Below are 12,662 nucleotides of genomic sequence, written 5' to 3' on the forward strand. Positions count from 1 at the left end.
TTGAATGATTTCCCAGCAATTGCTACAGGTTTGAGCGGAGTTTTCCACAATTGACAAAATCGGGATAGGTTTCCCGTCTGAACGTTCGAGTCTGATTGCATGAGGCTAAAAAAGGTCCGAATTTTTGGGTTCAAAACCTTTGCCGACCGGACCGAGCTCGACATCAACGGTGATCTTTGTTCGATTGTTGGGCCGAACGGTTGTGGCAAATCCAACATCGTGGATGCGATGATGTGGGGTCTTGGCGAACCTAACGCTCGGTCACTTCGCGCGGCCACAAGTCAGGATGTCATCTTCAATGGATCGGCGAAGCGCAAGCCCCTTGGGTACGCCGAAGTCACCCTGATCTTTGATAATGAAGACGGCTCACTCCCTTTGGACACCGCAGAAGTCGCGATCTCGCGCAGGTTGACGCGCTCCGGCGATTCTCAGTTTCAGATCAATCGAAAGAACTGCCGACTTAAAGATATTTATGATCTCCTCGCTGACTCCGGTTTAGGCCGTGCAGGGTACTCGATTGTGGGTCAGCGGGAGATCGACCAAGCACTGAGTGCCTCGCCCGAAGACCGTCGAGCATGGATTGATGAAGCGGCTGGAGTTCAACGGTTCCGAGCTAAGCGGCAAGAATCCGTCCGCCGACTGGATACGGCGAAAGACCATCTACAACGGATTGACCAAATTTTGGCGGATATCCAGTACCAGCGCGAACCCCTCGCCGAAGAAGCTGAACTCGCCAAGAAGTACCTTCAACTCAAAAGCGCTTTGACTGAAATCGAATCCGGTTTTCTAATGCACGAAGTCGCGGAGGCAGTGGCTCAAGCTGATGCGTTGATCAAGCAAATCGCAGAAGGTGCGGCGGGTGCCGAGCGCGAGACAGTCCGAGCCGAAGAACTCAGGGTTCAGCTTGCAGTGCTTGGTGATGAAATCGCAGAAGCGGAACGAAAACTTGATGCGTTTCGCGAGTTGCGACAAAGTCAGTTGACCGAGATCGAACGCGCCCAAGCCGACGTAAAACTGCGCGAAGCTCGCAAAACGAGTCTGTACGAGCTCGAAGAGAGCCTGCATCAGGAGCATCAACACTCCGAAGAGACAGGCGCAAAAGCCAGTCAAGAACTTCAAGACTCACGCGCCGAAGAATCCGCCGCCAAGGAGGTTTTGGACTCACTCCAATCCGCGACTGGCACGGAAGAATCGCGAATGGCAGAATTGCGAACGGATCTGAAGTCGCTTGACGCCCAGATCGCCGCAGCAAGAGAGATCGCGTCCAAAAACGCCCGAATGGTTGCAGAATCAGCCCAGGCCGAATCGCGGTTGGCAACAATTCGCTCCGAGCTCGAGGGGATCGAACACGATATACAACCTGTCGAGAAAGAAATTGGCAGTGCAAAGTCGGATGCCGATCAAAAGCGCGCCAAGTTGGATGAAGTCCTGGCTTCACGACAGGCTATTCAAGACCAAATCAACGCCGCACAAGCAGAATCAGTGGAGATCGGTCGGGCCGCTCGAGAGCTGGCGACACAGCTAGCGACGCTCGAGGCGAAGAAGCGCGGACTTGAGGCCACTTTGGAATCTCATGACGGCTTGAGTCAAGGTTCGTTAGCTGTTCTCGAACTCGTTCGAGCCGGCGAGCTAAAGCCCGTTTACAAGCCGGTCGGCGAAGCGGTCGTGGTCGAGCCGCAGCTGGCGACGGCGATAGAAATCGCACTTGGGGCCGCAGTACATGATCTGATCGTCCCGCACGAGGAGGACGCCAAATCGGCAATCCAGAAGCTGAAAGATCGACGCGCTGGTCGCGCAACTTTTCAGCCTCTAAACCGGATTCGACCCTACTACGAGCAGGCAGAATTGCGCAAGTTAGCTTCCCAAAAAGGGAGCGTCGGGATAGCCAGCGAGTTGGTTTCTGTTGACGCCGAGTACTTGCCGGTGATCCAGAGCCTACTCGGGAGAATTCTTGTTGTCGAATCGATCGACGATGGCCTCCGGCTTGGGAAGGGCAGCGGCTACTCGCGGATCGTGACGCTCGATGGGGAAGTGATTCATAGCGCGGGTGCAGTCACTGGTGGAAAGTCGTCGCGACACACTTCCGGGATCGTTCACCGCCGGGCCGAACACGGGCAACTGGAATCGCAGATCGAAGCGCTTGAGAGCCGCATCAGGGCTGCAAATTCTGGTCTGGCCGCGCATGACGAAAAGCTCAAGGCTGCGCAGGCAAGCCTGGCGGAATCCGAAGAGTCGGTGCAACATGCCAAGCAAGAATTCGATGAATCTCAGACCTGGATTCGGCGGCTGGAGCAAGAGCTTGCGGCGACCATGCGCGAGCGAGACCGGTTGGCAAAGGAATGTGACCATCTGGCTCAGCAGCTGAATGTTGAACTGCAGCCAGAAGCGGACGAGAATCAACTTGCGCTTTCTCGAAATCAAGTGATCGAATCCATCGCCAAACTCTCGGCTGATTCTGATGCTGCGAAAGAAAAGCTGATGGATGCGCGAAGACGGTTCGAGCATGCGGTAGACCGTCGACGAAGGGCCGAAGAGGCGTTGATGAGCGTCGAAGAGCGCGCCAAATCGCGCGCGAATCGAATTCAGAACATTGAAGGTGAGCGGAGCAAAATCGATGGCGAAATTGCGGCCGCGAAGATCGCTGAGGAAGAGGCGAGGAATAAGCTCGCAGAGTTCACCGAGGCATTGAACGCGCAAAACGACTTGAAGAAGTCGCTGCTCGAAAACAGCTTTGAAATCAACGACGAGATCAAGAAGGCAGAGCAGAATTCCCATAACTTTGCGTCAGTGATTCATCGGTTTGAGATTGACCGAGCTAGAGCGGATTCAAAGCGAGCCAACGCCGCTCAGAGGCTCGCAGAGGTCTATGGAATTTCCGAAGAGGAAGCGCTTCAGCAAGCACCGAATGTCGAAATTCCGCCAGATGCGATGATGGTGGCAGGACGCCTCCGCCGCGACTTGCGCGCCTTAGGCGATGTGAATGTGGGCGCAATTGAGACATACAACCGCTTAACTGAGCGATTCGAAGAACTCAGCGTCCAACGAGCCGACGTGCACGAGAGTGTCGAAGAGGTTCTGGCAGTTGTCAAGGAACTCGATCGAATGACCCGGGACAAATTCCTGACCACGTTTGAGCAGGTCAATCAGGAGTTCAAGAATCAGTTCTCGCTCTTGTTTGGAGGTGGGGAAGCATCGCTTCGACTCACAGAAAGCGACTCGGTGTTGACTGCAGGTGTTGAGGTGGATGTTCGGATTCCAGGCAAGAAAACTCAGCGATTAGAACTACTCAGTGGCGGCGAAAGGTCCTTGAGCGCGGTGGCCTTCCTGTTCTCGCTGTTGCGAGTCAAGCCGAGCCCGCTGGTAGTGCTGGATGAAGTTGACGCGCCTCTCGACGGGCGAAATGTCGAACGGTTTGTGGACGCGCTCCGTACGTTCAAAGGCACGACTCAATTCTTGATCATCACGCACAATCCCGTGACCATTGAGGCTGCCGATATCTGGTTTGGTGTCACGATGCAAGAACCGGGCTGCTCCACGATTGTGCCGTGCAAGTTTGATGACACTCGCGCAGTGGTGCCGGATCAATTCCTCAGTCCTCAATCAGTTTGAGGAGAGTTTTTGCGGGCGAGTATTCCGGATTAGATTTAAGTGCCTTTTGCAAAAGAGATTTGGCTTCGGCGTACTTTTTCTGCTGAACCCGCACTCGTGCCGCCAGCGTCAGATATTTCTCGTCATTCGGGAACGCCCGCAGGGCCGTGTAGGCAGCTTGGTCGGCTTCTTCGACCCGATTCGCCAAGATAAGGATTTCGGCGATGTTCGCACTGGATTCCGCGTACAGCGTGTTCTCGTCCGTATTGCGATCTGGAAGCGGCTCTAGGATCGCTAAGGACTGTTCATAGTGCCCAAGCGCTGCTGACGGCCTGCCAAGCGCTTGGCAAATTCTCCCCAGGGCGAAGTGGTTGTTTGGAACGTCCGGCAAGAAATCTCGCATCGCCACGAACATCGCTTCCGCCTTTTCGAGGGATTTGGTTTCTTCAGCGCTGAGGGGTTGGCCCGCATCCACTTTTGCAAAGATCGGCCGAGTGAGTTGCTCGACCTTGTGCATGTTGGCGTCGTATTCCTGGGCGGTTCGCACAACGATCTGATCTGATTTTTGACAACCAGCGAGGGCGAGGACAAAGACCAAGGGGAGCGACTTACTTAACAACGATGTTGACCAACTTTTTGGGGATAACAATCACCTTGACGATCTCTTTTCCATCCAGGTGGACCTTGATCTTCTCGCTGGATTTTGCCGCAGATTCCATCTCGTCCTGAGAAGCGCTTGCTGACATCTCCAGCGTATCGCGGAGTTTGCCGTTCACTTGTACAGCGACGGTCACCGAATCTTCGACCGTGAGTTCAGGCTCAAATGTGGGCCAATCCGCGTGGTATGTGAATCCTTTGTGCCCCAATGACTCCCAGATTTCATCAGCGGTGTGCGGCGCGATTGGCGCAAGCAGAAGAACCAGCGAGTCGATGGCTTCACTCACGGGCAGTCTCAGGCCGGACAGATCGGCGGACTTGACGAAGTCTGAAAGATTATTGACAAAAATCATCAACGTGGAGACGGCCGTGTTGAACGAGAACTTTTCGATATCGTCGCTCACCTTTTGAATCGTTTGGTGAGTCCACCGACGAATCTTGCGCGCATCTGGGGTGTCTGGCATGATCCCCGCGCTCCACTCCAAGTCGTAGTGCGGCTGAAGATCAGAAACCAACTTGAAGATTCGGCTCAAGAACCGGACCGCACCTTGCATCCCCTCATTGCTCCACTGCACGTCCGCATCGAATGGAGCAACAAATAGCTCGTACACTCGCAGGGCATCCGCGCCGTACTGCTCGACGGCTTCATCCGGGGTCACCACGTTGCCTTTGGACTTGGACATTCGCGCCCACTTCCAGATCAACTGGTCTTCAGGGGTTTGTTTCGCTTCTTCAAAGCTGATGAGAATCCCGTCCTCACCGATATCCAGTCGCTCACCTTCTCTCGGTTTGCGATATGGCGTCATAGCAAGAACTTGACCCTGATTTTGAAGCCGAGCGAACGGTTCTTTCGACTTGACAAGCCCCAGATCGTAAAGCACTTTGGTCCAAAATCGTGCGTAGAGCAAGTGCATAACCGCGTGCTCCGCGCCGCCCACGTAGCAATCCACCGGCATCCAGTAGTTTGCCTTCTCGACATCCCAAGGTTGCTCGAAATTGTTCGGATCGCAGAACCTCAAGAAGTACCAAGACGAGCAAGCGAATCCGCCCATCGTATCGGTTTCTCTAAGACCAAGCGTTCCATCCGGGGTCGTCGTGTTGAGAAATTCAGGAATTCGTGCTAGAGGGCTTTGGCCGTCATCACTGGGTTGATAATTCTCGACGTCTGGGAGTTCGACTGGCAAACAATCATCCGGCACGAGTGACATAGTGCCATCGCGGTCGTGTACGACTGGAATCGGGCAACCCCAGTACCGCTGTCGACTGATCAGCCAGTCTCGCAGGCGAAAATTGACTTTGCGCTGTCCGATCTCTAGAGCTTCCATCCACTCTCCGAGCTTGGTCTGGGCCTCACTGACGGAAAGTCCGGAGTACTCGCCGGAGTTCATCAGGACACCATCTTTGGCCTCATAAACGGACTTTGAGTAAGCGGCTGGGTCGGCAGAGTAGTTCGCGAGTTCTTGGTTGAAGTTGAAACTCTCTGAAGCCGAGTACTTCTTGAGAAACGGTTCATCCGGCTGGATGACCGGCACAACGGAAATTCCAAACTTGATTGCAAATTCAAAATCGCGCTGGTCATGCGCGGGGACTGCCATGATCGCGCCGGTTCCGTATCCCATCAGAACGTAATCCGCCAAGTAGATCGGCACTTTCGCGCCGTTTGCTGGATTGATCGCATACGATCCGGTGAAGACGCCAGTTTTCTCCCGGCTCTCTGCTTGCCGGTCAATGTCACTGAGTTCCTTAGCCTTGGCTTGGTAGTCACGAACGGCGGCTACCGTCTCTTCCGAGGCGTGTTGGAGCAGGGTATCAACGATTGCGTGTTCTGGCGCGAGCACGCAAAACGTCATTCCAAAAATCGTGTCAACGCGGGTTGTGAAGACTTCAAAGCTGACGTCGTGGTCCAGGTTCGTCACTTCAATTTCAGAGCCAGGAATTGTTGCGCCAAGAGACTCTCCGGTCGAAATGCCATCAACCTTCATTCGGAATTGCACGCCCTCGCTGCGCCCAATCCAATTGCGTTGCTGGTTCTTGATCCCTTCGGGCCAATTCAGATCATCCAGGTCATCCAACAGCCTTTGAGCATATTCGGTGATCTTGAAATACCACTGAGGAATGAGCTTCTTTTCGACCAATGCTCCAGAACGCTCAGCCCGGCCACCAATAATTTCTTCGTCCGCAAGTACGGTTTTATCAATCGGATCCCAGTTCACCGCCGCATTTCGACGATAGGCCAGTCCACGCTCATACAGCTTCTTGAAAATCCATTGTGTCCAATGGTAGTAGCTCGGCTCGGAGCTAAAGAAAGAGCGTGACCAATCGTAGCTCACGCCAACCAAGTCCATTTGGCGGCGGTAGGTCGCACCGTATTCCTGAATCATCGGCCAAGGGTGCCGTTGACGTTTGATCGCTTCGTTCTCGGCAGGCAGGCCAAATGAGTCAAATCCCATCGGGTGCAGCACGTTGTAGCCCTGCATGTACCGCATGCGGCAAATCACGTCGGTAGGGATGTAATTGCGACAGTGCCCAACGCTAAGACCAGCTCCACTAGGATATGGGAAGAAATCGAGCCCAAAGAACTTTGGCCTTTCGGGGTCTTCTCGCGTGACGAAGAGATCTGCCTCCTGCCACGCGTCGCGCCATTTGGCTTCAAATTCTTTGGGTTCGTACCGGTCAAACATGAACCTATAGTTTATCCGCCTTTGGGGTACGTTGGGGAGCATGGAATTCACGGCAGATCGAGAAGAACGTTTAGATCAGTTTTTGGCCAGGATGATCCCGGACATTTCACGTTCAAAGCTCTCGTCATGGATTCAAAGTGAAGGCGTCTGGGTGAACGGCGTAGAGCGCAAGCCAAGTTTCAAGCTCGCCGAAGGGATGTCCGTGTCTCTCGGGGAGGTGATGCCAACACCGATTCACGACTTGACACCGATCGAGATGGACTTGGACGTGGTGTATGAAGACGACTTTTTGCTCGTCCTCAACAAGGCCCGAGGAGTAGCGACTCATCCGGCGCCCGGCTTGCGCGAAGCAACACTCGTCAATGCACTACTCGCGAGGAATCAGAGCCTGAGCCAGGGAAGTGAAGCGTTTCGCCCGGGAATTGTGCACCGCCTTGATAAAGAAACCACCGGGCTCATGGTGATCGCAAAGACTGACCAAGCCCACGTCCAGCTCGCGACTCAGATTGCTGAGAAGTCTGCAGAAAGGCGCTATGTCGGATGGTGCAAAGGCCAATTTCCGAACCCGAGGTTGCGTATTGAGGCACCGATTTCCAGAGATTCAAAGGATCGTCGAAAAATGGCGGTACATCCCGATGGCAAGCACGCACTGACCCATTTCAAAGTTCTGAAGGTCGTGGAAGGGGACACACTGTTCGCCGCACGATTGGAGACCGGTCGGACCCACCAGATTCGGGTTCATTGCGTTTCGAGCGGGCATCCGATTTTGGGAGATTCGATTTATGCGACTGGTGATTGGGCGCAGGGGCCGTTGATGCTGCATGCAGCTTACCTTGGATTTGAGCATCCAGAAACAAAGAAGGCGATGGCATTCTTCGTGCCACCGCCTTCGGATTTTCGCGCTCCACAACTCGTTGAAGAATCGCAGATCACGGACTGGGAAAGCTATTCCTGAGTTTCGATTTCGATGAATTGCATCGTCGGTTGCAGAGCCAGTGTTGGATTGGACTCTTGGCCGGAGATCAAAGCAAGGTAAATCTTGCCTGCGACGAATGTGAAATCAGTGCTGGCGTACTGAACCAGCGCGTCGGTATCAGCTCGGCGGACGATGAACCGTCGAGCACCGGCGTCAACTGTCAAGACTCTGGTTTCTGAATAAGGTACGTCTCGTGTGACGAACTGTGGGTTGTCGATCGACGACGGATCGCCTGGAATCACAGATTGGAACGTGACGTTCGGAGTATCGAATCCAGTTGCTCGGATCAAGCCGTTGAGGAAAACGATTCTGCTTCGGGTTCCAGTTGGAGCCTTTCGGTCGACAGTGAAACTCAAAATGAGTGGGCGCTTAAGAGGTTCGCTGCCAGGGTTTTGCAAGCCCACCGCAACCAACAAGTTATCGGTATCTCGGTTGAATCCGGTCCCAAAAAGGTCGAGGTAGGTCGTTGTTCCGTTTCGCCGAATTCCGATGTCGTAGCCGCCATCATCAGGGAGAATGTACTCGACCGACTTGAACGCTCCGCCAGTGCCCATGAACGGAATGTTCGAAGCTTCCGCAACATCGTTCAGGGTGAAATCAATGTTCGTGGTGTCTGGGATGCCGTTAATGAACATCACTTCTGGATCTGGCAGGGTATTGGAATTGCCTGATCCTCCACATCCCTGGAGGCCAATCATGGCTCCCAATGCTACGACTGCAAACAACGTTTTATTCATTACGTTCACGCTAAGATACCAAATCTTTTGATCCGACTTGTTGCCTGAGAGTTCGATCGAAAGCGACATAGCAGACCGGGCAACCTAACAAACCGGTCGCCACGAACTCTAAGACGGAGAAATTGCAGGCTGGGCACCGAGAATTTTCTGCGCTCGGTGCACCCACCAAATGGTCAATAAATCCCGAGATTCCTGGAATTCCGACTTGTTCTTCTACTTCAAACAAACTCAATGAACCAGTTTTTTGCTCGGGCGTTGTAACGCGAAACCGGTTCATAAAGTTAGACGGTAGCTGCTTGATGAATCGGCGTACCCAATTTTGTGTGCTCTCGGAAAAGTCCGGTGATTTCTAGGGTGACAGGCCCTGGTTTGCCGCCAGAGATTTCTTTTTCGTCCAGGCGAACCATTCCGATGACCTCGGCGGCGGTTCCGGTCAAGAATGCTTCGTCGCAATCCAGCATGTCGTATGGAGTCAAGAAGGTCTCTTCAACGGTGTATCCGGCGCCCCTGGCAAGTGCGATCACGGTGTCCCGGGTGATGCCTTGCAAGATTCCACAGCTTGGATGTGGCGTCAAAATCTTTTTGCCGCGGACGATGAACACGTTATCGCCAGTGCACTCGGCGACATAGCCTTGGTGGTTCAGCATCAATCCTTCACCAGCACCCCGGCGATTGGCTTCAGCTTTCGCCATGATGTTGCTGGCATAGCGGCCGATACACTTGATTCGCGGATCAAGGCTGTCGGCCGGAATGACTCGGTAAGAGCAGGTGATGACTTCCAGGCCTGTTGAATACGCCTCTGGCGGATACAGCGCGAGGCTGTTGATCATAACCATCACGTTGGGCTTACGATCGATATTCTTTGGGTCTAGGCCCAGCCCTGTGCCACGAGTAACATTGAGCCGAATGTAGCAGTCTTCAAATTCGGATTGGCGGCACATGTCGAGCACGATCTCCTTCATTTGATGAACGGGGATGTCCATTTCAAACCCGAGATAATGCGCTCCTCGGTAAAGCCGCTCGAGGTGCTCATCCAACTTGAAAACCTTTTTGGAGTACATGCGAATGCCTTCGAAAAGGCCATCTCCGTAAAGGTGTGCGTGGTCTGCAGCCGGAACGGTAGCAGTTTCGAGAGGGGAGACAACTCCATTGAGCCAAACGACTTTGGGCATATGCTTATTGTACCGGACGCCCTCTAGGGGACTATTGTTTCGAGCGAAATGAGTCGACTTCTCAAATTGCGTGCCAACAAAGCGGTAACTACGTTTCTTGTATCGACAATCTAGTATTTGAACGGGTGTAGGTTCAAATTTGGCGTGATACACTCAATTCGTTGCATCAATTCAGGTTGGTGCTGTTTTTTGAATAAGGAGAATTATGAAGAAACTTATTTTGAGCGCCCTAGTTATTGGTGGCGCAATTTCTGCGAATGCAGTGGTGTTATTTGACTCAGGCGGATTTGAAACCTATACCAACGGTGCGCTCAGCGGCCAGAATGGCTGGTTCATCGACGGTACTGCAAACTACCAGGTCCAAAGCACTGTTGCTGTCGGAACCAAGGCAGTTGGCGTTGCTGGTGGTGCAGGCACCTCGTGGGCATTCCCTGACATCACCTACACCCCTTCGTCGGGCGAATTGGTGAAGATCAATGCATCAATCGCTCGATCCGCAGGTACTAGCTTTGGCTATTCGATCGACGTCTACAACACCGCAACTCTTCGAACCACTCGATTTGGTTTGACGATGTCGGGCGGTGCGATTCGACCTTACGTCACCGCACGATTCAACACGACGACTCAACAGTTCGACGCAGCTGCTAGTGCAGTCAACGTTTTGGTTGGCCCAGCGGTCGCTGCAAACACGTTTGTTGACTTCGAAGCAGTCTTGAACTACACCACCAAGCGACTTGACCTCAAGGTCAATGGCGTAAGCGTTACCGGTGCTGCAACGATCCCGTTTGCTGACCTCACCGCAACAAACATCGCTGATGCTGACTTCCAGGTATCGACCGCAACTGGTGCAACCGACTCGGGTTACCTCGATAACTACCGAGTTGAAGTGGTTCCAGAGCCAGCTTCGATGACTGCACTCGCTCTTGGCGTGGTAGCTCTCGCGCGAAAGCGACGAAAGGCATAAGCTAAGTCGAGACCAATCCTCTGATGAATTGCCCGCCGAATGAACTTCGGTGGGCAATTTTATTTTTGAAAATAGTTTTTTCAAAAACTCGTCTTGGCTATTGAACAGTTTGGCGTCGTCGCGTCACTCACTTTTCGGAGTTGCACAGATTGAAGGTGCTGACCTTAAATTGGAAGCATAAAATGAACCCGCCATCGCTAGAATCGATGGTTGCCGAACATTACGATTCGGTCTGGCGATTTTGTGCCCGAAGATGCGGTCAGGACCTGGCTCCAGATTTGACACAAGAGACATTTATCACTGCTCAAAAAGCGTTGAAGGGATTTCGCGGCGAATCATCGGTCAAGACTTGGCTGTTGGGTATTGCACTCAATCATTGCCGGGTGACAAGCCGAAAATTGGGGCGGGAAATCCTTAGCGATGCGGTGCTGCTCGAAGGTAGTACAGCACCGAACGACGACATCTTGAATCGGGTGTTCTTAGAAGAAGTTCTTTTAAACCTCCCGATCGAGCAGAGAGAAGTGGTGGTGCTGCATGAACTCGAGGGTCTGACCTACGAGGAGATTGCTCACCTCACGAATGTGCCGGTCGGCACTGTCAAATCGAGGCTACATTATGCGTTCGTGCAACTTCGTAAGAGCGTTGAACCAGACTTGGAGGTGAATTTGTGAATATTCGTGAAGACTTAAAGGCATACCTAGACGGCGAACTCCCCGCTAGTCGGGCGGCTGAGGTCGAACGGGCAATTCAGGATTCCCCCGAACTGCAACGCGAGGTTGCCATGTTCAAAAAAATTAGTCAATCATTTGCTGCGCACCAATCGGTGCCCGTGACCGGAAAGGAAGAATTGATATCGAAAATTGCTGCCACCCCGAAGCCTCAACCGTGGTTTGTTCAAAACCGGTTGGCTGCCGCGACTGGCGCGTTTGTGCTCATCGTTATGGCGTTCACTTGGATGAGCCCGATGCTCTCGTCAGGAGGCTCCGGTGATGCGGGTCTAGCTCCGGCAAGTGCACCGAATATCAGCGACTCGGCTATGGAATTTGCCCCTCAACAGAGTGGGGAAGCGTCAGCTCAACTTCATGAAGATGCTGAAACACGCGCCCAGTCAGAAAAGAGCGCTGTTTCAGATGCGCCTTACAACGGGGGCTCATCTGGAATGGCTATTTCGCCATCGAATGGGCAGCCAGAGACCCTTCGCGCAGATCGTGACGTCATTCAGTCCTCTTCGATGGAGGTGGGGGTCAAGGATGTATACGAAACGATCAATGAAGTTGAACTCGTCGCTCGTGGTTTGGGCGGATTCTTGGAGAACAAGAATTTCATGCGTCAGCAGGGAACAGCTCCAACCGCGTTCGCGATGGTCGTCGTACCTGCAAGCAAATACGCCACCGCTCTAGACCGGATTCGCAAGTTTGGCGATGTAATCTCAGAGAGTTCGACGGCAGACGACATCACGAAGAGCACCGTCGCTTCGCGTGCAGAAGTCGATCGCTTGGAGAAGAAGGCCCGTGAAATCAAGAAGCAGATGATTGGTGCCCGCGGAAGCAAAAAGGCTCAATTGCAATACGATCTTGATTACATCAACGGATTGTTGACCTCGCAGAAGCAAACATTGCAATCCATGAATAGCCAAGTCGCCGTTTCGAGGATCGCACTATCGCTCCGAGAATCCAAGTTCACGGAAAAGGAAAGCGAGAATTGGACCGATCAAACCTGGAAGAACGCGAGCGAGAACTTCATGCGAGCGTCCCGATTCCTGGGCGCGACATTGATCAACTTACTCATCTTCAGTCCGATCTGGCTGCCGATTCTGGGAATCTTCTGGCTAAAGGGAAGAGCGAAGAAGTCCTAATTGATTAAAAAAGCCCCCCTGTCGAAGCAACA

General features: G+C 53.1%; 9 protein-coding genes. 5 read left to right on the top strand and 4 right to left on the bottom strand.

All coding sequences use genetic code 11. The features are described from left to right. Positions 1–99: 99 nt before the first annotated feature. The gene (smc, locus tag J0L72_03675; GenBank protein ID MBN8689876.1) at positions 100–3,609 is read left to right on the top strand and encodes a chromosome segregation protein SMC; all 3,510 of its coding nucleotides are present in this window, start codon (positions 100–102) and stop codon (positions 3,607–3,609) included. On the opposite strand, the gene J0L72_03680 is transcribed toward smc, so the two are convergent. Together J0L72_03680 and J0L72_03685 are read right to left on the bottom strand one after the other, a co-directional pair. After that, positions 3,590–4,135, bottom strand: a complete 546-nt coding sequence (locus tag J0L72_03680; protein ID MBN8689877.1) for a tetratricopeptide repeat protein — start codon at positions 4,133–4,135, stop codon at positions 3,590–3,592. The two genes, smc and J0L72_03680, sit on opposite strands and share 20 nt — an antisense overlap. Before the next feature lie 61 nt (positions 4,136–4,196). Then, a complete protein-coding gene (locus J0L72_03685) occupies positions 4,197–6,926 on the bottom strand; it encodes a leucine--tRNA ligase (GenBank protein MBN8689878.1) in 2,730 nt (909 codons plus the stop codon). 40 nt (positions 6,927–6,966) lie between these two features. Between J0L72_03685 and J0L72_03690 the strand changes: the two genes are divergently transcribed. Then, the gene (locus J0L72_03690; protein MBN8689879.1) at positions 6,967–7,881 is read left to right on the top strand and encodes an RluA family pseudouridine synthase; all 915 of its coding nucleotides are present in this window, start codon (positions 6,967–6,969) and stop codon (positions 7,879–7,881) included. Here the strand turns inward: J0L72_03690 and J0L72_03695 are convergent. Further along, positions 7,872–8,639, bottom strand: a complete 768-nt coding sequence (locus J0L72_03695; GenBank protein MBN8689880.1) for a DUF4397 domain-containing protein — start codon at positions 8,637–8,639, stop codon at positions 7,872–7,874. The genes J0L72_03690 and J0L72_03695 overlap by 10 nt on opposite strands. Before the next feature lie 281 nt (positions 8,640–8,920). Then, on the bottom strand, positions 8,921–9,811 hold the full coding sequence (ilvE, locus tag J0L72_03700; GenBank protein MBN8689881.1) for a branched-chain-amino-acid transaminase: 891 nt from the start codon (positions 9,809–9,811) through the stop codon (positions 8,921–8,923). Positions 9,812–10,016: 205 nt separating this feature from the next. Between ilvE and J0L72_03705 the strand changes: the two genes are divergently transcribed. The 3 genes from J0L72_03705 to J0L72_03715 all read left to right on the top strand — a co-directional run bounded on the left by J0L72_03705 (position 10,017) and on the right by J0L72_03715 (position 12,630). Next, entirely contained in the window at positions 10,017–10,775 is a 759-nt protein-coding gene (locus J0L72_03705) for a PEP-CTERM sorting domain-containing protein (GenBank protein ID MBN8689882.1), read from the top strand. 182 nt (positions 10,776–10,957) lie between these two features. Next, on the top strand, positions 10,958–11,446 hold the full coding sequence (locus tag J0L72_03710; protein MBN8689883.1) for an RNA polymerase sigma factor: 489 nt from the start codon (positions 10,958–10,960) through the stop codon (positions 11,444–11,446). Then, complete coding sequence (locus J0L72_03715; GenBank protein MBN8689884.1) at positions 11,443–12,630, top strand: DUF4349 domain-containing protein; 1,188 nt, start codon at positions 11,443–11,445, stop codon at positions 12,628–12,630. Before J0L72_03710 ends, J0L72_03715 begins: the two co-directional genes overlap by 4 nt. Positions 12,631–12,662 lie beyond the last annotated feature (32 nt).

The sequence above is a fragment of the Armatimonadota bacterium genome (assembly GCA_017303935.1).
GTDB lineage: Bacteria > Armatimonadota > Fimbriimonadia > Fimbriimonadales > Fimbriimonadaceae > JAFLBD01.

Coding starts and splice junctions, on each gene's coding strand:
- J0L72_03705 (MBN8689882.1), top strand. CDS start 10,017: ATGAAGAAACTTATTTTGAGCGCCCTAGTTATTGGTGGCGCAATTTCT.
- ilvE (MBN8689881.1), bottom strand. CDS start 9,811: ATGCCCAAAGTCGTTTGGCTCAATGGAGTTGTCTCCCCTCTCGAAACT.
- J0L72_03695 (MBN8689880.1), bottom strand. CDS start 8,639: ATGAATAAAACGTTGTTTGCAGTCGTAGCATTGGGAGCCATGATTGGC.
- J0L72_03690 (MBN8689879.1), top strand. CDS start 6,967: ATGGAATTCACGGCAGATCGAGAAGAACGTTTAGATCAGTTTTTGGCC.
- J0L72_03710 (MBN8689883.1), top strand. CDS start 10,958: ATGAACCCGCCATCGCTAGAATCGATGGTTGCCGAACATTACGATTCG.
- smc (MBN8689876.1), top strand. CDS start 100: ATGAGGCTAAAAAAGGTCCGAATTTTTGGGTTCAAAACCTTTGCCGAC.
- J0L72_03685 (MBN8689878.1), bottom strand. CDS start 6,926: ATGTTTGACCGGTACGAACCCAAAGAATTTGAAGCCAAATGGCGCGAC.